Raw genomic sequence first — 21206 nt, forward strand, 5'->3', positions numbered from 1 at the left:
CATCTCTAAAAATGGAAAGACAGACACCCCCATCTGCCTTTCCAATTCGGTTTACTCAGGTAACTTAAAGTCAGTTACCGATTCACGTAATGATTCAGCCATGTTTGCCAACTCAGAAACTGAGCGCGCTGTATCAAACGTTGCAGTTGTTGTTTGTGAAGTAATTTCCTGAACGACATTCATCGTGGTTGCAATATGGCTGGCAGATGCTGACTGAAGTTTTGCTGCATCCGAAATGCTTGCAATCAGTTTTGCCAAGTCACCCGATACCGTTTGAATCTCATCTAGTGCAATACCTGCATCTTTCGCCAAGTTCGCACCACGTACAACTTCCGACGTAGTTTGTTCCATCGAAATTACAGCTTCGTTAGTATCTGTTTGAATGGTTTTTACTAAGCTCTCAATCTGCTTGGTTGCTGATGCAGAACGTTCTGCAAGACGTTGTACCTCGTCCGCTACGACCGCGAAACCACGACCTGCTTCACCTGCCATCGATGCTTGAATCGCTGCGTTTAATGCCAAGATGTTAGTTTGGTCGGCAATATCGTTAATCAACGAGACGATGTTACCAATTTCTTGAGAAGATTCACCCAAACGTTTAATACGTTTTGAAGTCTCTTGAATCTGTTCACGAATGTGATCCATACCTTCGATCGAACGGTTTACCACTTGCGCACCATTGGTTGCAATTTGTACCGAACGTTGTGCTACGTCAGCTGATTCAGATGCGTTGGCAGATACTTGGTCAATTGACAATGCCATTTCGTTCATCGCGGCTGATGCACCTGCAATTTCTTGCGCCTGATGTTCAGAAGCTTCCGCTAACTGGTTGGTAATGCTCTGGGTATCTTGGGTGTAGCGTGCAACTTCTTGCGAGGTATCTGTAATTCGAGATACAAGGTCACGTAACTGGTCAATCGCAAAGTTAATCGAGTCGGCAATCGCACCCGTAAAGTCTTCAGATACCGTTGCATACGAACGCAAGTCACCGTCCGCTAAGTCGGCAATCTCATCCAGTAAACGCAAAATCGCGTTTTGGTTACGGTCATATTCATCTTGTAAACGCGTTACACGTTCTTTATCCGTATTACTACGTAGTGCAAGTAATTGTAATGCAGAGAATACAAGTAAGCCTAAAGCACCAATCAGTACAATACCGGCAATCACGTTACCCCAACCGCCTTCTGCTTTGTTTGACAAATCATTGAGTGAGGTCAAAAGCGCATCAGACTGAGAGAAAATTTGTGAAGATGCCTGACGTACACGAACAATCTGATTGGCGTTTTGCAATACGGTTGCTGCCGCAGATTTCAATACTGCATCATAATCAGATTTAATGCTGTCTACAGACTCACGTAATGCTGATGAACTAATACGGTCTACACCAAGCTCTGAGCTACCATTTAACTGTGCATTTAAATAAACACCAAAGGTATCGATATCGGCACCAAAGTCATTCGCTGAAACGTTTGAGTTGTCTGTACCCACCAGTACCGAGTTAATCGAACGTAAAATACGTTCCGCGATGAACACTTGGTTTTTAGTGATAATTACCTGACTACTCGGCATGTTCTCACGAACCATTTGATCGACCATCAAGTTATATTCAGCCTGAATTTCAGGAATCGTTTCACTAATCGAGATGTTGGTATCGTAAAGTTGGTTAATGACTTTTTGTTGCGATGCAATTAGATCAATATTCTTAGCGACAGTGTCCCAAAGTCCACTCACCTTCTTATATTCATCAGAGCCTTTACCATACACACTTTCAACCGTGTCTAGGTTTTCAGCAAACTGCTTCTCTGACTCAACTAGTTTTTTCATTGCTTCTGGCGTACCAGACGCAGTTGCTTCAGTTGCTTGACGCGAAATGGTTTGCGATAACAAACGCAATTCACCCAAACTACGGGTCAATTGGTTCGAACGCGGAACACTCACGAATAAGTAAATTAAGAGGATAACTGCAAGGGCCAAAGCAATTAAAGCACGATAGATAATCGGTTTTGATTTCTCTGTTTCACCGAATAAGCGCGAAAACTGGTCAAGTTGCGTTTTAATATTATCTAAAAACGCACCACCTTTTTTCAGCCCTGCACTATCGCCATTGCCGTTCTTTTTTTTAAGTTTAAAGCCCATATCAGCTTCTCCCCTGAATACGCGTTTATGTTCCGTAGCGTATAAATTAGTTTATAAATTTTATTGATGCATTCATGTATTGAGGATTGCTGAGCAACCGACTCAATAAAAACACATGCCATTGTTGATTATGTTGATGGAAATGACCTTGGCAATAATCTTTCAATTTATTATCCAGCTCATTATTTTGAGAGAAAAAACTCTTTTTATTAAAGTGTTGAATCCCCAAAACCTGATCGACGACCAACCCCACATAATGGTCTTGATGGCTAATACAAATCACTTTTTGCGTTGGGGAAAACTGACTTCGCTGTCCTGAAATAAAATGTGTTAAATCAGAAACGGAAAGTAGTCGTCCACGAATATTGGCCAAACCGCGCACCCACGCCTGAGTATTTGGTACTGGTGTATATTTCGGAGGATAAATCACCTCCGAAATTTCCCCTAACGGCGCAACAAAATATTGCCCCAACATCTCAAATGCGATACCAGACCAACGGCTGACTTCATTTTGAGTTGAAGTATATTGCTTATTGCCTCGCTTGGATAAACGAAGCAATTCGATAAATCCATTTGCTGCCATACCCTATCCCGTATTGAGAAGGCTCATCTTGAGCAAAAAATTAACTTAATAATTGTTTAATTACATCAATAAGCTGCTGTTCATCAATCGGCTTAGTCAAATAATCACAAGCCCCTTGACGTTTACCCCATACACGGTCTGTAGCCTGATCTTTAGTACTGACAATCACCACAGGAATATGTTGTGTGTCTTTACCTTTACTGATTTGGCGTGTCGCTTGAAAGCCATTCATCCCTGGCATCACCACATCCATCAACACCAAGTCAGGCAATTCTGCTTGCGCCATGGTTACCCCGTCAGCACCATTGGTTGCTTCAATAACGTCATAACCGTGCTTTGTCAAAATTTCTCTAAAGCGAAATGTTTCAGTAGGTGAATCATCTACAATAAGTATACGAGCCATTTTTTCCTCAATCTTAAATTTTATGCGCTAACGTGGTTGCGAATCGCGTTTAACAACTCATCTTTACTAAATGGCTTCGTTAAATATTCATCCGACCCCACAACACGCCCTTTAGCCTGATCAAACAAACCGTCTTTGCTTGACAACATAATTACTGGAATATTTTGATAATTTAGAGAATTTTTGATTAATGCACAGGTTTGATAACCGTCTAAACGAGGCATCATGATGTCTACAAAAACGATATCTGGATTGGCTTCAGCAATTTTTGACAATGCTTCAAAGCCATCAACCGCAGTGATCACTTCACAACCTTCACGTTGTAACAAGGTCTCAGCTGTACGGCGAATCGTTTTTGAATCGTCAATCACCATCACCTTTAAATTTTGAAATTTATCGTCCATTTATTGTCCTGCCCCAATACTCAATACAAACTATGGTTGGTTTAATTTGTTTTATACAGATTAGTTGATATTTTTAACATATCTTTACTTGCATTATCAATGAAGTTTTTTGAACCAACCTATCAGTTTCTCTTAACAATCACAAACAGTTCACACTTTTGATTAAATTCCTATTTTTTTTGCTGAATAACTATTTTTAAATGTCTAAATTAGCACTAATATACAACTGATTATTATTTAAAAATAAGTGATTTAATTAACTTTTTTACGGGGAATGTAATGACTGGTTCGTTAAAGTGCGGTTTCCGCATTCGTCACTTTACAACGATTACTCGTAGTTACATTTGTTGTTTTTTTCTATTGCTATTTGTCAACAGTTCCACTTTTGCCGCAACTGAACAAGCTAAGCCTGTTTGGTATCGTTATTATGACAAAAACGGTGTTGCCAATGTCAGCACCTCTGTCACGCCAGAACATATCCGGCACGGTTATGAAGCACTCGATCGTAATATGCAAGTGATCAAACGCAATCGTGCTTATAATGCCGCAGCAGATGCTCAGCAATCTGCCCAACGAGAATCTCAAGCACGTCGTCGTGAACAAGACTTAAGATTAAAACGCGCCTACGGTAGCCCACAAATTGCCGCAGCAAAACGGGATCAGATTTTGGCCACCTTAAAAAAACAGTTGAATTATCAACAGGAACAATTGCAGCAATTACAAAAAGATAAGATTAGTTTTAAACGTCAAGAAATGGAGTATCATCGCAAAGGTGAAATGCTACCAGCACAACTTAAAAACAACCTTGAGAATAATGCTCAGAATATTGAAAACGTCAAAAAAACCGTTGAAAGCCTACGCAACGCCTACCACAAGACTGAGGTTGAATATAGCGATATTATCAATCGTTTAAATACACTCGGCTCGACTTAATCTCTCAATCTTCTATAAATCTCCTATCGTCTCGATACTAATTTTTAAACGATTTCAATATTTAACCACATGCTACTGCTTTATACTGCGCGAAATTGCACGTTTCATGTCATAATGCCATTTGCTCAAAACTGGGCCCATTATTTTGCTCATTTTATAGCACTTTTTAAATAACACTTAACTTTAGGACAGTTTCCATGCGCGCAAGCCGCTTTTTATTTGCAACGTTAAGAGAAACCCCAAATGATGCTGAAGTGATTTCACACCAGCTCATGTTACGTGCGGGGATGATTCGTAAATTAGCTTCTGGCTTATACTCTTGGTTGCCCATGGGAACGCGCGTTTTAAAGAAAGTAGATGCGATTGTTCGTGAAGAAATGAATCGTTCAGGCGCATTAGAAGTGTTCATGCCTGTGACACAACCTGCTGCGCTTTGGGAAGAATCAGGTCGTTTTGAACAATACGGCCCAGAGCTATTACGCTTTAAAGATCGTCATGATAATCCTTTTGTACTTGGTCCAACTCACGAAGAAGTGATTACCGACTTGGCGCGTAACGAGCTTAAAAGCTATAAGCAATTACCATTGAATTTCTATCAAATTCAAACCAAATTCCGTGATGAAATTCGTCCACGTTTTGGTGTGATGCGCTCGCGTGAATTCATTATGAAAGATGCTTATTCTTTCCATGCGGATCAAGCATCATTACAAGAAACCTATGATGTCATGTATGACACCTATAGTCGTATCTTTACGCGTTTAGGCTTGGATTTCCGTCCAGTACAAGCAGATACAGGTTCAATTGGTGGTTCTGCATCGCATGAATTCCATGTACTTGCATCAAGCGGTGAAGATGACATCGCGTTCTCGACAGAATCGGACTTTGCTGCGAACGTTGAAATGGCAGAAGCACTTTTAGTCGGTGAGCGCGCTGCTGCAACTCAAGCATTGACCTTGGTCGATACGCCAAATCAAAAAACTATTGCTGATGTTTGCCAGTTCTTAAATGCCGATGCCAAACAGTCTGTTAAAGCATTATTAGTACAAGGTCCAACCGATGACAAAGGCAATACACCAGTTGTAGCCTTGTTCTTACGTGGCGACCATGAGCTCAATGATATTAAAGCTGAAAAGCATCCATTGATTGCAGCACCTTTAGCATTTGCAACTGAAGAACAATTGCAACAACACGGCCTAACAGCTGGTTTCTGCGGTCCACAAGGTCTGCTAGAAAAAGGCTTAACTGTGATTGTGGATCGCGCTGCGTCAGTATTGTCTGACTTTGTGGCGGGTGCAAATGAAGTCGACAAACATGCAACAGGTGTAAACTGGGAGCGTGATGCGAAATTCACGGAAGTGTTTGACCTACGTAATGTGGTTGAAGGCGACCCTTCTCCAGATGGTAAAGGTACAATCCAAATTAGACGTGGTATTGAAGTTGGTCATATTTTCCAACTCGGTACAAAGTATTCTGAAGCTTTGGGCTGTAAAGTCTTAGGTGAAGATGGCAAACCATTTACCGTAACCATGGGTTGTTACGGAATTGGGGTAACACGTGTAGTCGCTGCTGCAATCGAACAAAACTTTGATGATAAAGGCATTATCTGGCCACAAGCGATTGCACCATTCGAAGTTGCAATTGTGCCAATGAATGCACATAAATCACCACGTACGCTTGAAGCAGCTGAAGCACTCTATGCTGAATTACAAGCACAAGGCTATGACGTATTACTAGACGATCGTAACGAACGTCCAGGCGTGAAATTCTCTGATCTTGAGTTGATGGGTATTCCTCATCGTATCGTGATTGGTGAGAAAGGCTTAGATGCAGGCACTTTCGAATATAAAGGGCGTCGCGATGCTGATGCCAGCAACCTCAATAAAGAAGAATTATTAGCAAAACTTGTTCGCTAATCTCAATTCTAGCTGTAAAAAAGCCGTTTCAATGAAACGGCTTTTTTATTGGGGTTAAGTGGTTAAATCTTTAATCGTTTCTGATGGTCCATTCTTTTTCACAGACTCAATGCCTTTATCACGCGACTGTTCACTTGAATACAGCTGACTGTTACCAATCACCTGATGGTTTGCAGCTTTTAAATTAAAGTATGGCTTATCATTTTTAGAAGTTAATTTTTCATAACGACCATCATCAGGACTATTTTTTTGTACTGATGCAATCCCATTCAGTGCAGCTGCTTTGGTTTTATATAATTCACTCGTTAAAACAGTCTCACTATTACCTGCTTTTAATACGAAGCGATATTGCCCATCACTCGCCTGACTGACTTCAAACCATCCTGACATAAAGACCTCTATTCTTGGAGTTACTGTTGTTTGTTATCTCAACAATATAGATCAGCTCTCACCGTTTAAGAAGATTGTTTTTTGTTCACTTTTGGTAATTTATATCAGATAGAAAAAAGGAGCATTTTCATGCCCCTAAATAAAAATTTAAACTTTTTTCACAAACTCTGATTTCAATTTCATCGCACCAACCCCATCAATCTTACAATCAATATTATGACCATCACTTGCATCAGGTACTAAGCGGATACTTTTTACCTTTGTTCCCACCTTCACCACAGAAGATGAACCTTTAATTTTTAGGTCTTTCACAACCGTAACACTATCACCATCTGCCAATACATTACCGTTGGCATCTTTAATGATGTCTTGTAATTCTGAAGCTGAAGTTTCCCCTTCCTTCCATTCATGTGAACATTCAGGGCAAATCAATAAATCGCCATCTTGATAAGTATATTCTGATTGGCATTGTGGGCAATTTGGAAAAGACATAAAAGAAACTCAAAACGACTATTATGATGGATAGACGCAGTTTTTCAAAATTTAGGCTTGAATCGCTTTGCCAAGTAAATAATTTTTAAGTACCAAAGCATGATTAAGCTCAGGATCTTTAGCTGCATAAATCAGCGTCAATTGCTGTTGCTCTGCCATTTCTCGGAGCTGATGTACATACGGATTATCTTTAAGCTCTTGATAATATCCCTCTTGAAAACTCAACCAGTGCTCTGCTTGATGACAAAAAGCCTGCCGCAATTCAGTTGAAGGTGCAATTTCTTTCAGCCATAAATCCAAATGCGCACGCTCTTTAGAAATACCTCTTGGCCATAAGCGATCAACCAGTACACGCTGCCCATCGGTTGACTCCACAGGATCATAAATACGTTTGATCTCAATTTGCACACGACTCTCCAACAGCTTATTCAGTCAACTTTCCATTGATATATCAATAACCTGTCCTTTTGCATCAAAACTCACGCAAATCACATAGTTGGTGATTTCATCTGGCAAGGTAAAATCCAGCATATCATAACTGTCCAAGTCCTCATCTTGCCACTGATGAGCAAGCACCAACAACGCTAACACCTGTGTAGGTAATGGTGTTGCAGTTCCAAAGTGTTTTTTCCAATATGCTGGCTCCACTTCCTCCAGATGGTGTTGAATAAACAATTCCACACTATCTTCAGCTTGTTGATTTTCTAAGGCTTCACGCATCGCTATACGTGCAAGTTGTTCACGGCGTTCAACAATCGCTTGTTCTGACATAGCATCCCCCAATGTAATAATCATCAAAACTCTTTATTTAAGATTTAAGTCGTTTGATTTATTGGTCTGGTATCTCTGCTTGCACCAATAAGCCCAATAAATAAAGCGACTCTTGCCAACCGAGATAACATGCCTCAACAGGTATTACATCAGGTAATCCTTCTTGGGTAATATGCACTTCGGTTCCAACCAAGACTTGCTTCAATTGAATTGTGACCTGAATGTCACCCGGTAAATTCGGATCATCAAATTTATCGGTATAACGTAGCAATTCATTTGGCACGAGTTCTATATAGGTTCCACCAAACGAATGACTACGTCCTGTTGAAAAATTGCTAAATGAAATTTTATAAGTTCCACCTTCTTGTGGATCTAGATGATGAACTTTCGCTGTAAAGCCATGCGGAGCCATCCATTTCACTAAGGCATCTGGGTCAAGAAAGGCTTTAAAAACTCGAGCGGGTGGCGCATTGAATACGCGATGTAATCGTACTATTCCAGTCATTATTATTCTCCAATTTCACTATTATTCTGTTGGATCGATTTATCATAGCGATTTGTTGTTCAAATGCTACGCCATCAATCGCTCATTTGAACACGAATATCGAGAATCTCAAGCTGCTTTTTTATGAAAAATGGCGCAAAATAACAATCCATATTTTTAGTGACCAGAACGCAGCTTTAGGATTGATCTATGAGTCAGCTTGCTTTTAGTGCTTTTAGTTTAAATGGTGTCGATGCACAAAAATTTTTACAGGGTCAAGTGACTATTCATGTAGAACGTTTACCTGAAAATGAAAGTCGCTATACTGCTATTTGTGACTTAAAAGGACGTATTCATTTTGGTTTATGGATTAAAAGATTAAATCCAGAAGCTTTTGAACTTGTCACCACTCAAGACCAAGCAGAAGAATTTGCTAAACATATTAAAAAATTTGGTGCTTTTTCTAAGATGAAATTAGAAGAAATAGGTTCTGTCTTTCCAACGGCAAACGGCATTCAAACTGAATTTTCGCCAACCGAAACCGATATAAATGCTTGGCAGATTCAAGCAATTCAGTCTGGACAAGCATGGATTAGTCAAAATACTGAACACCTATTTCAACCTCAAGAATTACGTTTACATCAACGTGATGGTGTACATTTCGATAAAGGTTGCTATCTCGGTCAGGAAATTGTGGCACGTCTATGGTTTAAAGCTAAACCAAAACACTGGCTTCATTTAATCCAAGCCAAAGGGGATCTTCCTGCCTCTGCAACTCAACTCAATAAAGATGTTGAAGTGGTCAATAGTATTGCATATGAAGAAGGCTATTTAGCGCTGGTCATTGCAAAACCCGTTGCTTTAGAAGAACTCGGTGTAAGCATTTTAGATTTACCAGAAATGCTTAATGGTGATGTAGCACGACCAAGCTAAATACGTGTAAAAATCAGGCTTTGTTTTATATTAAAAACTCATGTGTTATCGCGGCTGCTAAACCCGATCAACGCATGAGTTTTTTAATATGGATCATGTATCACAATAACCTAATCGAGCCTGGCGACGTAAACAAAAGCTTCTATTTCGTGGTCGAGACTGTAGGCATCGTTCCCTCTGTTGGAAGCCTCCTAAACAATAGAAATATCTGTATACACGACAAGATAAACTTGTACGTGCCAAACAATTAAGAATTGAATATCCTCGAATTCCCAAAGCAAAATATTTACGTGAAGCTCATTTCAACTCATGGATTTAAAATTCTGAACACTCTTTTCATTTGCAGTCGCAATCAATGGCGTAGTCCTACAGCCGAACGTATTTTCGCTCAAGGGTATGGTCTACATACCCGTTCAGCGGGAACCAGCCGTCACGCCAAACATACAATTTCACCCAAAGATATCGCTTGGGCCGAGCAAATTTTTGTGATGGAATCTCGACATAAACAACAAATCAAACAACAGTTTTCCAAACAACTCACGCATAAGAAAGTGTTTGTGCTCGATATTCCAGATGACTATCACTATATGGACTCAGATCTGATTGAGTTACTTCAATTAGCGATGCAACCTTATTTAAAATAAAGTTTAACGATCATTCTTGTCGAAAACCAAAATGAACGTTATTGTTCACCTATTCTCAATACAACCGATTTCTCATGAAAATAATGATCAAAACATGGTTATCTGTACTCAGCTTGAGTCTTCTCAGCGTACAAAGCCTGCATGCCGACAGCAAAACACTGGAACGAAACTTCAAACAGAATTATCCAGATATTCCAGTCAAATCAGTTAACTCCTCTCCTTTACCAGGTATTTATGAAGTCTATGCCGCAGGTAAAATTATCTATACAGATGAAACAGCTAAATACCTGTTTTTTGGTAATCTACTTGACGTCAAAAACAAGAAAAATCTAACCGAAGAGCGTTTAGCTGAATTTGGCAAAATTGATGTCAAACAACTACCTCTCGATCAGGCAATTAAATATGTCAAAGGAGATGGAGAGCGTATCCTCTATGTCTTTAGTGACCCTGATTGCCCTTATTGCCAAAAGCTTGAGCAGCACATGACTTCAGTTGATAATGTCACCGTGTATCTGTTCTTGTTCCCGCTCAAGAAACTACATCCTCAAGCAGAAGCTATCGCCAATAAAATTTGGTGCTCAAAAAATCAATATGAAGCTTGGGAAGATTATATGCTGCACCGTAAAGCACCTAAAAATGCAGCACAGTGTGAAACCCCTATTCAGAAAAATCTCGCCCTAGGTCAAAAATTACAAATTGATGGCACACCAACGATATTCTTGCAAAATGGTATACGACTCTCGGGTAGTCCGCAAAATGCAGAACAGATTGAGCAACTTTTACAGGAAGCCAGTTCTCAGAAATAAAGATTAAATTTGACGGCTTGTTGAGCATTTTTCTACAAATGGCTCACAAGCCTTTTTTAAATTCATTATAATTCAATGATTTTAATTAATTTAATAAAAATATTAAATCCCTTTCACTACCCACCTTTGCTACGTTTTATACAAAATCCTTATTTACATTTTGTCGTAAGCTTTTATGATGAGAGCAACATATTGAGTTCTGCTATGCAAAGGATGAAAGCAGATCAACGTGAAAGGAAAATAAAGATGAAAAAAGTGCTCATTGCGAGTTTAATCACTATTGCAAGCCATGCAACATTCGCCGCAGACAATAAGACTCCAACCACTAAAGCAGATCCTCTGTTTACTAAAGCAACCCAACTTTACGAAGCGAAGGACTACCCTGCTGCTTTTCAAGAAATGCAACGTTTAGCCAATACAGGAAATAAGCAAGCAATCTATAACCTTGGCTACATGACTCAACTTGGTCAAGGAACAGTAAAAGATGATAAAAAAGCGCTACAATATTATCAAGATGCATCTAATAAAGGTTATGGCCCAGCAAGCTATGTCCTAGCACAGGCATATCATAAAAGTACACTTGGCTTAGCGCATAATCCACAGAAGTATAAAGAGTATTTAGATAAAGCCTCGAATCAAGGTTCAGATGAAGCAACTGTCGAATTCGCGGATTTACTTTTTAGACAAGGCAAACCACAATACGACCAAATTGCAATTCAAAAGTTATTGCCTCTGCTTCGCAAAGACTACTATCCTGCAAAGAATTTAAAAGCAGTCTATGACCTTGGCATTGGGGTTAAAAATAAAAATCCCTTCATGCAACAACAAGCTGTTGAAAGCTTAAAAGATTTAGCCAAGAAGAATTATGCACCATCCCTAATGATTCTAGGTAACATGCTCGCTAACGGCAATATTATTGATCAAGATTTAGAGCAGGCAAAAAATATTTTTTCTCGTTTAGCTGCAGCAAACTATCCTGATGCAAAAGAATCTTTAGCCAAAGTTGAAGAAGCCATAGCAGCAAAAAAAGCTACACCAGCTCAAGCACCCAAAAAGTAAAAAAGTTAGAGCAGCATAAAAATGCTGCTCTTTTCAGATTAGAATTGCTTACTGACTTTAATTCCCGCACTCCAGTTACGACCATCAGCAGGTTCAAAGAATCGGCTATTACTATCGTTGACAATCACTGAACCTGCATAGTTTTTATCAAATAGGTTGTCTACACGTGCAAAGCCATTAATACCCCAATCTGCGTATTTCCACGCATATCCAGTATAGACTGAAGCAACGGTATAACTTGGTGCTGCATCGCTATTGATGTCATCAACATAAATCTTGTCCATATACTGAGCATCAATACCTGCATAGAATCCTTGCTCTGGTTTCCACGCTAATCCCATAAAAGCTTGGTTTTTAGCGACTCCTGGGATTGCATTGCCCTTTTCAACAGCTTTCACAGTACCAATTGCTGGAATAGTAGCATCAAATTTGGCATCCAAATAACCATAACTGGCATTCATTTCCAAGTCTTTCCAAAGCTTTTTATTCCATGCGAATTCAGCGCCTTGGCGTATTGTTTTATCCGCATTTCTAAACGTTGAACGACCATCAGAAGTACCTGCCGAAACAATATCATTCTGAGTCTTGCTCTGGAAAACAGCCACAGTGAAATCACCAAACGGGTTTTGCGATTTCAAACCCACCTCATAGTTATCACTTGTAGAGGGTTTTAGATCAAAGTTAAACCCAGACTTTTTAGGATCAGCTTGATAAGCCATTTCTGTAAATGTCGGAGTTTCAAAACCTTTGGCATAGCTGGCATAGGCCAATAACTCAGGTGCAATTTGCCAACTTAAAGCAGCTGATGGCAAGACCTTGTTGTAATCTGTTTTATCACTATCATCGCCATTACTTAAATAACGATCCTTGGATTTGTAATGCACATTACTATAGCGTACGCCCGTATCTAAGCGCCAAGTCGGTAAAAATTGCCACGATGCTTGTAAGTATGGATCAACATTCCACAGGCTATTGTCTTCATTACGACGCAATGTACCCTTTACGCCATAAGACGGCGAGCCATTAACAAGATTAAAGTTCTCATACCCTTTACGATCTTCATCCATACTATCAACAGCAAGCCCTGCGCTGAAGGTTGTATTCGGCAATAATTCTTTACCTGTCCAGCGGAAATCAGCACCATAATAATTACGTTCAAAATCAATCACACCACCCGCATGATTAGGATTTCTTTGACCTGAGTAAACTGGGTTACCCTTATCGTCCAACGTTATTGTTCCACGTGGTATAGATTGATATTGAGTCACCTGACGATTACCCAAATAAGCCATGGCATAAAGCTCATGCTGATCATTAATCGGTTTAGACCAAGTCACCCCCGTTTGCGTTTGTTCAATATCTTTACGAACCTTATATACATTATTCGCATCGTTGACTTGACGTGGGTTTTGCTGCCACTGAGTTCGATTCAATCCTTGAGGATCATCGGCATGAATCTTGACATAGTTTGTGACCCAATTGATTTTACTACCATCATCCAAATTCCACGTCAGTTTCGCATTATTTAAAACTTTTTCTGCACTGCTATGATCACGATAGCCATCGGTGTCAAAATATGAGGAACTGATAATATAGCTCGGTTCATTTTGATTTTTCGCACCACCCTGAAGTACCAGACCTGCACGATTCTTGTTATGGCTACCACCCGCATAACTCATCTCAATCGAATCTTTACCCTGCCCCTCTCGAGTTGTCGCCAAAATAGCCCCACCCGATGAGTTGCCATAAAGTGATGAGAATGGGCCTGTTAATACCTCAAGATGACTGAGGCTGCTTAAATCAATATTCGAGGTTTGGCCCTGTCCATCTGGCATCGTTGCTGGAATACCATCGGTATATAAGCGGATCCCACGCACACCAAAGGTCGAACGCGCACCAAAACCACGCATCGAAAGCTGCAAGTCTTGCGCATAATTCTCGCGATTGCGTAATTGAACACTTGGAATCCCTTTCACCACTTCGGTTAAGTTCACCTGCGTAGATTGATCATTTTGAGGCATATCCACTCTAAAGATCGACGCAGGGGTTTCCATATAAGTGGTATCGGTACGTGTTGCTTCAACTTTAATTGTTGGAAGATGTACGGCTAGTTCTGCATTAGGTGCATCAGCCCAAACAAGGGAGCTGCTTAACCCCATACACATTGCAACACAACCGTATAAAAGGTTAATTTTCGGTGAAGGCATGAAGATTCCTTATTTCTCAAAATTTCAAAGAAAGGCTTTTAAAAAGTAAGAGTCTGATTATTTTATATTTATCTTACACATTTAACTTTAGCTAAAACCATCAATCACGTTACTGATCTGCATTAGCAAATAAGATTAAATACCGTCATAATTGTAAGTGAAACATTTACCCTCATTGTATTGTTGTTGAAACAACTTGAGCTCATTATGCCCGAACTTCCTGAAGTTGAAACTACCAAAACTAGCCTACTCCCGTTGTTAGAACAACGTGTGCAAGCGGTCAAAGTATTGAATGCAAGCTTACGTTGGCCAATTCCCAATAACCTTGATAAATTAATTGGACAACGCTTAACTCAGCTTAAACGTCGTTCTAAATATATTTTGGCAGAATTTGAACAAGATCATATGCTTTGGCACTTAGGTATGTCTGGCAGCTTTCGTTTATGTGAGCCGAATGAAGCACTCAGAAAGCATGATCATTTAGTAATTGATTTTGAAGATCTGCAACTCCGTTACCATGATCCGCGACGCTTCGGCTGCATTCTATGGTTGGACCAAGCCAATCAGACCAAGCTAATCGATACACTCGGCCCTGAACCATTGAGTGATGACTTTAACGCAACTTATTTGCATGAAAAACTAGCCAAAAAGAATGTCGGCATTAAAATTGCTTTGATGGATAATCATGTGGTGGTTGGTGTCGGCAATATTTATGCGACTGAAAGTTTATTCAACATCGGGGTTCATCCTGCACAACCTGCTTCGACGCTGAGCAAAGCACAAGTGGAAAAGTTGGTCATTGAGGTTAAACGCATCTTAAAACAAGCGATTGACTTAGGCGGCTCAACCTTACGTGACTATAGCAATGCAATGGGTGAAAATGGTTATTTTCAGCAAACACTTTTGGCCTATGGCCGTGCTGGAGAGATGTGCGTGAATTGTGAAACCACTTTGGAAAACTTAAAGTTAGGACAACGTGCCAGCGTATTCTGCCCACAATGCCAACCACTGAAGTTAAAGAAAGCGTAAGCGAATTGAGATGTACCAAAGGAGAACACATCATGCAAACTGCGATTGTTCGACATATTCTAGTCAAAGATAAAGATTTAGCTGAACAGCTAAAAAAGCGCATTCAGTCAGGTGCTGATTTTGCTAAAGTCGCCAAGCAATATTCAACCTGCAATTCAGCAAAACGTGGCGGCGAACTTGGCGAAGTTAAGAAAGGCCAGTTAGTCCCTGTGATTGATAAACTGGTATTTACTGCCGCAGAACGTATTTTACATGGTCCAATTAAAAGCCAATTTGGTTTTCATCTGGTCGAAGTTAAATTTCGCATGAGTAGCTTGAGATAGTAGATAAACTTGAGCTTAAATTCCGATTTAAGCTCAAACGTCTATTGTGAAATCAAACCCTTCAACTCTGAGGCTTCATCACATAAGTCCATGCTGATGTCGCCGTACCATCAACTAACTGAACCAGAGCTTCTACACGTTGATACTGCATCCCTTCAAAATCATCCAACATCTGCCAGTTTTGTTCTAATTTATCCGTACTAAACAGATATCCCTCAACCAAAGGATCAGCCTCATTCAGTATCATTGCAGGCAAACCTTGATCTGGTCCCCAATCTAAAATATGAATGGTTCCATGTACAAAAGCTTGTTGCCAGTCACCGCCTATTCCACCCAAAATATGAGCATTTTCTCGATTTGGGCAAAGTGTGCCGTAAACAAATAGTCGATTCATGTTGATTGATCCCCACGCAATATGCACAGCATCTTAGAATGAAAACAGCAATTTTTCTACGTAAAAACGAGTATTTTCACATCATTATTCAGCAGTATCCTATTCAAATAGACAATAAAAAACGGCATTTAAAATGCCGTTTTCACTCAAGATCACATTAACCTTGTTTTTTTAATTCATCACGAATTTCACGTAACAATTGTACATCTTCTGGTGTTGCTTCAGGCTCAGGTGCAGCCTCTTCTTGTTTACGGATACGGTTCATCACTTTCACCAACAAGAATACAACCCATGCTAATAATAAGAAGTTAATCAGGATCGTTAAGAAACTACCATAAGCAAATACATTTAGTCCTGCATCCTGTGCCGCTTTTAAGGTCGTCACATTGTTCGGGTTATCTCCGAGGATAAGGAACCAATTGGTGTAATCCACATCACCACCCAAGATCCATGAAATCACCGGCATCACGATATCTTTCACTAATGAATCAATGATTTTACCGAAAGCACCACCAATGATGACACCAATCGCCAAATCCATCATATTGCCTTTGATGGCAAATTCTTTAAATTCTTTAATAATACTCATCTATAACTCTCCAGAGTTGAACTTGATCGCAGCCTGTTTTTGCATTGTTTATTACACAGGTGCAGTTATCCACATAATGTTGATAATTTAATATTTTTATCAAAAAAAGAAAGTTATTTCACACTTTAACAACACTTTTTATTTTAATAAAAATATGTGTTTAAGCATCTCTCGACCATTAAGTTTATGCAATAAAAAACCGCTAAATAAATTTAGCGGTTTTTTCATTTTTCGGTGAAGAAAAATTATTTATCGCGGTTACGCTTACGTTCGTTTTCAGTTAAGTAACGCTTACGAATACGAATCGATTTTGGTGTAACTTCTACTAACTCATCATCTTCAATGAATTCAAGTGCTTGTTCAAGCGTGTATTCAATTGCAGGTGTCAAAGTTAAAGCATCATCAGTACCAGACGCACGAACGTTGGTTAACTGTTTTGCTTTAGTTGGGTTTACAACCATATCGTCTGAACGAGAGTTAATACCCACGATCATCCCTTCGTACACTTCTAACTGTGGCTTCGCAAATAAACGTCCACGGTCTTGAAGCGTGAAGAGTGCATAGCCCAAGCAAGTACCTTGAACCATAGAAATCAATACACCGTTTTGACGCTTCGCTACGCTACCCTGTTTCACAGGACCGTAATGAGAGAAGCTTGATGTCATGATCCCTGTACCAGAAGTCATGGTCAAGAATTCAGAACGGAAACCAATCAAACCACGTGAAGGAACAGTTGCTTCAATACGGATACGGCCTTTGCCATCAACTTCCATATTGGTCATCTCACCTTTACGGTGACCCATTTGCTCCATTACAGAACCTTGGTGCTGTTCTTCAACGTCAAACGTTACGTTTTCATACGGCTCTTGTCTTTCACCATCAATTTCTTTGATGATTACTTGTGGACGTGATACGCCCATTTCGAAGCCTTCGCGACGCATGTTTTCAATCAATACTGAAAGGTGAAGTTCACCACGACCAGAAACCTTGAAACGGTCTGGACTGTCAGTATCTTCAACACGTAATGCTACGTTGTGAATCAATTCGCGATCAAGACGTTCACGGATGTTACGTGAAGTAACAAACTTACCTTCTTTACCAGCGAATGGTGAGTTGTTTACTTGGAATGTCATCGAAACTGTAGGTTCGTCTACAGACAATGGCGGTAAAGCTTCTACATTTTTCGGATCACAAATCGTGTCAGAAATGTTTAATGCATCGATACCTGTAATACATACGATATCACCTGCTGATGCAGATTCTACATCAACACGCTCTAAACCGTGGTAACCCATGATTTTTAAGATACGACCGTTACGTGTCTTACCTTCTTTATCAATCACAGTGACTGGTGTGTTTAATTTCACTGAACCACGCTGGATACGACCAACACCGATAACACCAACGAAACTGTTATAGTCAAGTGATGAAATCTGCATTTGGAAAGGACCATCAACATCAACTGCTGGTGGTTCAACAATATCTACAATCGTTTGGAACAACGGTGTCATGTCTTCCGCTAATTCTTCTGGTGAAGGACCAGCAACACCACGTAAGCCTGAAGCATAAACGATTGGGAAGTCTAACTGTTCGTCAGTACCGCCAAGGTTATCAAACAAGTCAAATACTTGATCAATAACCCAATCTGGACGCGCGCTTGGCTTGTCGACTTTGTTGATAATCACGATTGGCTTTAAACCACGTGCGAACGCTTTTTGCGTTACGAAACGAGTTTGTGGCATTGGACCTTCTTGTGAATCTACAAGAAGCAATACACAGTCAACCATCGACATTACACGTTCCACTTCACCACCGAAGTCGGCGTGTCCTGGGGTGTCCACAATGTTAATGCGGTATTCGGTGTTTGTACGTGCGTCTAACCATTTGATTGCTGTGTTTTTTGCAAGAATGGTAATACCACGTTCAGACTCAAGCGCGTTAGAATCCATAACACGTTCAATCTCGCCTGCGCGATCACCAAGAGCACCTGATTGTTGTAAAAGTTTGTCGACTAAAGTCGTCTTACCATGATCGACGTGCGCAATAATGGCAATGTTACGGAGAGTTTTAATATCTGACATGTAAAATTCGATACGCTTTAAATTTGAGGGCAAATTATACAGAAGAATCCTAAACTTTAGTAGTGACAGTTTATTGACAGTGCACTTTTTTTCTGACGAAGTGTCATAGAATCGTTGGTAAAGCGAGCTAACTCTATTAGAATATTCCACTAATGCCTCTCGCTTTTTATACTCCCATGTCGAATTCACAACCTCAGCAGCAGCTTGATCTGGTCTACGGACTCAATGATCGACCGAAACCTTTTGTTGCATTTTTAGCCGCTTTACAGCATCTTTTGGCGATTTTAGTCCCGATCGTAACCCCTGGATTACTCATTTGTTTGGCACTTGGCGTATCTCGCGAAGACACCAACATGATCCTTTCGATGTCTTTAATCATTTCAGGAATTGCAACCTTTTTACAGTGTAAAAAAGTAGGTCCATTCGGTGCAGGACTGCTCATTGTTCAAGGAACAAGTTTTAACTTCATCGGCCCAATTATTGGTATTGGGAGCGCAATGGTTGCTACTGGAACACCAGTTGAACAAGTGATGGCTGCCATTTTTGGTGTCGTGATTGCTGGTTCGTTTATTGAAATGGGCGTTTCTCGAATTTTGCCTTGGGTGAAGAAGCTGATTACACCATTGGTGACAGGTATTGTGGTTCTGTTGATTGGTCTTACCTTAATTAAAGAAGGTCTGATTAGTATGGGCGGTGGTTATACTGCGATGCAGGACAACACCTTTGCCAATGCGGATAATCTGATCATGTCATGTACCGTACTTGGCATTATTATTCTACTCAATCGTATCAAAATTATTTGGGTGAAAAGTTCAGCAATTTTAATTGCACTGGTGATTGGCTATATTCTTGCTGGCTTTATGGGGCATTTAAACTTTTCAGTGCTCAACGATGCCCCTCTAATTCAAATTCCAACACCGATGCATTTTGGACTCAGCTTCTCTTGGAGCTTGTTCATTCCTATGGCATTCATTTATCTGGTCACTTCACTTGAAGCGATTGGTGATGTTACCGCAACCAGTAAAATCTCAAACCAGCCTGTAGATGGTCCAGTTTGGATGCAACGTATTAAAGGCGGTGTATTAGTCAATGGTGCTAACTCTTTCCTAGCAGGTATTTTCAATACTTTCCCAAGTTCTGTATTTGCACAAAACAATGGCGTGATTCAACTCACGGGTGTTGCAAGTCGCTATGTAGGTATCTGGATTGCCGTACTTTTAGTGATTTTAGGCTTATTCCCTGCTGTTGCTGCAGTAATCCAAGCAGTACCGCAAGCCGTGCTTGGTGGTGCTGTGATGGTAATGTTTGGTGCAGTCGCTGCTTCAGGTATTAATATTCTTTCAAGTATTCACCTTGATCGTCGCGCCTTGTTGATTATTGCGATTTCACTTGCTCTAGGTTTAGGCGTTGCACAAGTCCCTCAAATTCTTGAGCACCTACCTGAATTATTTAAGAATATTTTTAGCTCAGGTGTCGCGACTGGCGGTATTGCTGCCTTAATTTTAAATATTGTTTTACCTGAAACACATAAATAATCAACCAACAATCGCAACTGCCCAGTTTCACGACTGGGCTTTGTTTTTGATGAGAGATCAAAATGGATCCACGTAGTGAAGTTGTCATCAGACAACAAAATTATTTAAATGGGCAAGTTTTACTGATTAATGCCCCAAATGACCAACTCGCCAAAAATTTACCTGAGCAAGTTCAAGCATCAGTATGGACTTGGAATTATGCTGATCATCAAGGTTTTATCAGCTCTGGAATTCGCTCTCATTTTTCCGTGGAATTCCCACAAGCACCGTTTGATCAAGTTGTTATTTTCGTTCCCAAGTCAAAAGAACTCCTCAATTATATTCTGCACGTTGTGGTTAGCCATTTAAAACTTGATCAAAATATTTTTCTGGTTGGTGAAAAAAAAGGCGGTGTTGAGCGAGCAGCAAAACAATTATTGCAATATGGTAAAACACTGAAACTTGACAGTGCACGTCACTGCCAACTTTGGCAAATGAAAATTGAAAAAAATGATGAGTTAAAACCACTTGAGCGTTGGTTAAAAACTTATACAGTTCAAATAGATCAAGAACAGTTAAATATCTGTGCCTTGCCTGGTGTATTTAGTCAAGATCACTTAGATGTCGGAACAGCCGTATTAGTCCCTTACCTTAGTCAAGTAAAATCAGGTAAGATTGCCGACTTTGGTTGTGGTGCTGGAATTATTAGTGCTTATTTAGCCAAGCTAAATCCAAACCAGCAGATTTTTGCACTTGATGTTGATGCATTTGCATTACGATCAACTGAATTGACTTTTCAGAAAAATAATCTGAATCTCGATCAGTTAAATCTACTACCTGTAACAGGTTTTGTAGATGCGCCCAAAGATTTGGATGCAATCGTAAGCAATCCGCCTTTTCATCAGGGGATTCAGACCAATTACGATGTAAGTGAAGAACTTTGCCAACGCGCGAAACAACATCTTAAAAGCTCAGGTGAGTTATGGATCGTGGCAAATCGTTTTCTGAATTACCCTCCACTCATTGAACAGAGTTTTGGTCAATGTCTGGTCAAGGCAGATCAACAAGGATTCAAGGTTTTATATGCCTGTGCAAAATAAACATTTTAAGGAATTTTT

At 40.0% G+C, this 21206-nt stretch carries 23 protein-coding genes and 1 pseudogene; 11 read left to right on the plus strand and 13 right to left on the minus strand.

Going from position 1 to position 21206, the window contains the following annotated elements; genetic code table 11:
* Positions 1–51 precede the first annotated feature (51 nt).
* The 4 genes from F3J02_RS12575 to pilG are packed head-to-tail and all read right to left on the minus strand — an operon-like array spanning position 52 to position 3526.
* Entirely contained in the window at positions 52–2136 is a 2085-nt protein-coding gene (locus tag F3J02_RS12575) for a methyl-accepting chemotaxis protein (protein ID WP_167249759.1), read from the minus strand.
* Positions 2137–2182: 46 nt separating this feature from the next.
* Positions 2183–2719, minus strand: coding sequence for a chemotaxis protein CheW (locus tag F3J02_RS12580; protein WP_005206065.1), 537 nt, complete (start codon positions 2717–2719; stop codon positions 2183–2185).
* A gap of 40 nt (positions 2720–2759) precedes the next feature.
* Positions 2760–3122, minus strand: a complete 363-nt coding sequence (locus tag F3J02_RS12585; RefSeq protein WP_004652355.1) for a response regulator — start codon at positions 3120–3122, stop codon at positions 2760–2762.
* Between the two features lie 20 nt (positions 3123–3142).
* On the minus strand, positions 3143–3526 hold the full coding sequence (gene pilG, locus F3J02_RS12590) for a twitching motility response regulator PilG (protein ID WP_004802929.1): 384 nt from the start codon (positions 3524–3526) through the stop codon (positions 3143–3145).
* 279 nt (positions 3527–3805) lie between these two features.
* On the opposite strand from pilG, the gene F3J02_RS12595 reads away from it, so the two are divergent.
* Both F3J02_RS12595 and F3J02_RS12600 read left to right on the plus strand, forming a co-directional pair.
* On the plus strand, positions 3806–4459 hold the full coding sequence (locus F3J02_RS12595) for a hypothetical protein (RefSeq protein ID WP_167249761.1): 654 nt from the start codon (positions 3806–3808) through the stop codon (positions 4457–4459).
* Between the two features lie 197 nt (positions 4460–4656).
* Positions 4657–6372 (plus strand): proline--tRNA ligase, encoded by a 1716-nt coding sequence (locus F3J02_RS12600; protein WP_167249764.1) that lies wholly within the window; start codon positions 4657–4659, stop codon positions 6370–6372.
* A 54-nt stretch (positions 6373–6426) separates the two neighbouring features.
* On the opposite strand, the gene F3J02_RS12605 is transcribed toward F3J02_RS12600, so the two are convergent.
* The 5 genes from F3J02_RS12605 to F3J02_RS12625 all read right to left on the minus strand — a co-directional run bounded on the left by F3J02_RS12605 (position 6427) and on the right by F3J02_RS12625 (position 8536).
* Complete coding sequence (locus F3J02_RS12605) at positions 6427–6762, minus strand: YegP family protein (RefSeq protein ID WP_167249766.1); 336 nt, start codon at positions 6760–6762, stop codon at positions 6427–6429.
* Positions 6763–6909: 147 nt separating this feature from the next.
* Positions 6910–7254, minus strand: coding sequence for a zinc ribbon domain-containing protein YjdM (locus F3J02_RS12610; RefSeq protein WP_167249768.1), 345 nt, complete (start codon positions 7252–7254; stop codon positions 6910–6912).
* A gap of 51 nt (positions 7255–7305) precedes the next feature.
* Positions 7306–7662, minus strand: a complete 357-nt coding sequence (locus F3J02_RS12615; protein WP_167249771.1) for a DUF488 domain-containing protein — start codon at positions 7660–7662, stop codon at positions 7306–7308.
* A 24-nt stretch (positions 7663–7686) separates the two neighbouring features.
* Positions 7687–8049 (minus strand): DUF2004 domain-containing protein, encoded by a 363-nt coding sequence (locus F3J02_RS12620; RefSeq protein WP_167249773.1) that lies wholly within the window; start codon positions 8047–8049, stop codon positions 7687–7689.
* A gap of 34 nt (positions 8050–8083) precedes the next feature.
* The gene (locus F3J02_RS12625; protein WP_416224652.1) at positions 8084–8536 is read right to left on the minus strand and encodes an SRPBCC family protein; all 453 of its coding nucleotides are present in this window, start codon (positions 8534–8536) and stop codon (positions 8084–8086) included.
* 183 nt (positions 8537–8719) lie between these two features.
* Here F3J02_RS12625 and F3J02_RS12630 point away from each other — a divergent pair, with 183 nt between their 5' ends.
* From F3J02_RS12630 to F3J02_RS12650, 5 genes and pseudogenes are all read left to right on the plus strand, one after another.
* Positions 8720–9442, plus strand: coding sequence for a YgfZ/GcvT domain-containing protein (locus F3J02_RS12630; protein ID WP_167249777.1), 723 nt, complete (start codon positions 8720–8722; stop codon positions 9440–9442).
* A gap of 88 nt (positions 9443–9530) precedes the next feature.
* Positions 9531–9761: pseudogene (locus F3J02_RS18620) on the plus strand (hypothetical protein).
* A 4-nt stretch (positions 9762–9765) separates the two neighbouring features.
* A complete protein-coding gene (locus tag F3J02_RS12640) occupies positions 9766–10086 on the plus strand; it encodes a low molecular weight protein tyrosine phosphatase family protein (RefSeq protein WP_167250095.1) in 321 nt (106 codons plus the stop codon).
* 83 nt (positions 10087–10169) lie between these two features.
* Positions 10170–10892: a DsbC family protein gene (locus F3J02_RS12645; protein WP_167250097.1), complete on the plus strand. Its 723-nt coding sequence runs from the start codon at positions 10170–10172 to the stop codon at positions 10890–10892.
* Between the two features lie 246 nt (positions 10893–11138).
* Entirely contained in the window at positions 11139–11951 is an 813-nt protein-coding gene (locus F3J02_RS12650; RefSeq protein WP_167249779.1) for a tetratricopeptide repeat protein, read from the plus strand.
* A 38-nt stretch (positions 11952–11989) separates the two neighbouring features.
* On the opposite strand, the gene F3J02_RS12655 is transcribed toward F3J02_RS12650, so the two are convergent.
* The gene (locus F3J02_RS12655) at positions 11990–14158 is read right to left on the minus strand and encodes a TonB-dependent receptor family protein (protein WP_216076280.1); all 2169 of its coding nucleotides are present in this window, start codon (positions 14156–14158) and stop codon (positions 11990–11992) included.
* 207 nt (positions 14159–14365) lie between these two features.
* Between F3J02_RS12655 and mutM the strand changes: the two genes are divergently transcribed.
* Positions 14366–15187 (plus strand): bifunctional DNA-formamidopyrimidine glycosylase/DNA-(apurinic or apyrimidinic site) lyase, encoded by an 822-nt coding sequence (gene mutM, locus F3J02_RS12660; protein WP_167249781.1) that lies wholly within the window; start codon positions 14366–14368, stop codon positions 15185–15187.
* Between the two features lie 32 nt (positions 15188–15219).
* Positions 15220–15510, plus strand: a complete 291-nt coding sequence (locus F3J02_RS12665; protein ID WP_167249783.1) for a peptidylprolyl isomerase — start codon at positions 15220–15222, stop codon at positions 15508–15510.
* A 61-nt stretch (positions 15511–15571) separates the two neighbouring features.
* Here the strand turns inward: F3J02_RS12665 and F3J02_RS12670 are convergent, their stop codons facing one another.
* From F3J02_RS12670 to typA, 3 genes are all read right to left on the minus strand, one after another.
* On the minus strand, positions 15572–15904 hold the full coding sequence (locus F3J02_RS12670; protein ID WP_167249785.1) for a gamma-glutamylcyclotransferase family protein: 333 nt from the start codon (positions 15902–15904) through the stop codon (positions 15572–15574).
* Positions 15905–16061: 157 nt separating this feature from the next.
* On the minus strand, positions 16062–16493 hold the full coding sequence (gene mscL / locus F3J02_RS12675; protein ID WP_004652374.1) for a large conductance mechanosensitive channel protein MscL: 432 nt from the start codon (positions 16491–16493) through the stop codon (positions 16062–16064).
* Positions 16494–16738: 245 nt separating this feature from the next.
* Positions 16739–18574, minus strand: a complete 1836-nt coding sequence (typA, locus tag F3J02_RS12680) for a translational GTPase TypA (protein ID WP_167249787.1) — start codon at positions 18572–18574, stop codon at positions 16739–16741.
* 176 nt (positions 18575–18750) lie between these two features.
* Here typA and F3J02_RS12685 point away from each other — a divergent pair, with 176 nt between their 5' ends.
* Together F3J02_RS12685 and F3J02_RS12690 are read left to right on the plus strand one after the other, a co-directional pair.
* On the plus strand, positions 18751–20109 hold the full coding sequence (locus F3J02_RS12685) for a uracil-xanthine permease family protein (protein WP_151715102.1): 1359 nt from the start codon (positions 18751–18753) through the stop codon (positions 20107–20109).
* A gap of 62 nt (positions 20110–20171) precedes the next feature.
* Positions 20172–21188 carry a class I SAM-dependent methyltransferase gene (locus F3J02_RS12690; protein WP_167249789.1) on the plus strand — a complete coding sequence of 339 codons (1017 nt, stop codon included), beginning with the start codon at positions 20172–20174 and terminating at the stop codon, positions 21186–21188.
* Positions 21189–21206 lie beyond the last annotated feature (18 nt).

The sequence above is a fragment of the Acinetobacter sp. Tr-809 genome (assembly GCF_011753255.1).
Classification (GTDB): Bacteria; Pseudomonadota; Gammaproteobacteria; order Pseudomonadales; family Moraxellaceae; genus Acinetobacter.

Coding starts and splice junctions, on each gene's coding strand:
- F3J02_RS12575 (WP_167249759.1), bottom strand. CDS start 2,136: ATGGGCTTTAAACTTAAAAAAAAGAACGGCAATGGCGATAGTGCAGGG.
- F3J02_RS12580 (WP_005206065.1), bottom strand. CDS start 2,719: ATGGCAGCAAATGGATTTATCGAATTGCTTCGTTTATCCAAGCGAGGC.
- F3J02_RS12585 (WP_004652355.1), bottom strand. CDS start 3,122: ATGGCTCGTATACTTATTGTAGATGATTCACCTACTGAAACATTTCGC.
- pilG (WP_004802929.1), bottom strand. CDS start 3,526: ATGGACGATAAATTTCAAAATTTAAAGGTGATGGTGATTGACGATTCA.
- F3J02_RS12595 (WP_167249761.1), top strand. CDS start 3,806: ATGACTGGTTCGTTAAAGTGCGGTTTCCGCATTCGTCACTTTACAACG.
- F3J02_RS12600 (WP_167249764.1), top strand. CDS start 4,657: ATGCGCGCAAGCCGCTTTTTATTTGCAACGTTAAGAGAAACCCCAAAT.
- F3J02_RS12605 (WP_167249766.1), bottom strand. CDS start 6,762: ATGTCAGGATGGTTTGAAGTCAGTCAGGCGAGTGATGGGCAATATCGC.
- F3J02_RS12610 (WP_167249768.1), bottom strand. CDS start 7,254: ATGTCTTTTCCAAATTGCCCACAATGCCAATCAGAATATACTTATCAA.
- F3J02_RS12620 (WP_167249773.1), bottom strand. CDS start 8,049: ATGATTATTACATTGGGGGATGCTATGTCAGAACAAGCGATTGTTGAA.
- F3J02_RS12630 (WP_167249777.1), top strand. CDS start 8,720: ATGAGTCAGCTTGCTTTTAGTGCTTTTAGTTTAAATGGTGTCGATGCA.
- F3J02_RS12645 (WP_167250097.1), top strand. CDS start 10,170: ATGATCAAAACATGGTTATCTGTACTCAGCTTGAGTCTTCTCAGCGTA.
- F3J02_RS12650 (WP_167249779.1), top strand. CDS start 11,139: ATGAAAAAAGTGCTCATTGCGAGTTTAATCACTATTGCAAGCCATGCA.
- F3J02_RS12655 (WP_216076280.1), bottom strand. CDS start 14,158: ATGCCTTCACCGAAAATTAACCTTTTATACGGTTGTGTTGCAATGTGT.
- mutM (WP_167249781.1), top strand. CDS start 14,366: ATGCCCGAACTTCCTGAAGTTGAAACTACCAAAACTAGCCTACTCCCG.
- F3J02_RS12665 (WP_167249783.1), top strand. CDS start 15,220: ATGCAAACTGCGATTGTTCGACATATTCTAGTCAAAGATAAAGATTTA.
- F3J02_RS12670 (WP_167249785.1), bottom strand. CDS start 15,904: ATGAATCGACTATTTGTTTACGGCACACTTTGCCCAAATCGAGAAAAT.
- mscL (WP_004652374.1), bottom strand. CDS start 16,493: ATGAGTATTATTAAAGAATTTAAAGAATTTGCCATCAAAGGCAATATG.
- typA (WP_167249787.1), bottom strand. CDS start 18,574: ATGTCAGATATTAAAACTCTCCGTAACATTGCCATTATTGCGCACGTC.
- F3J02_RS12685 (WP_151715102.1), top strand. CDS start 18,751: ATGTCGAATTCACAACCTCAGCAGCAGCTTGATCTGGTCTACGGACTC.
- F3J02_RS12690 (WP_167249789.1), top strand. CDS start 20,172: ATGGATCCACGTAGTGAAGTTGTCATCAGACAACAAAATTATTTAAAT.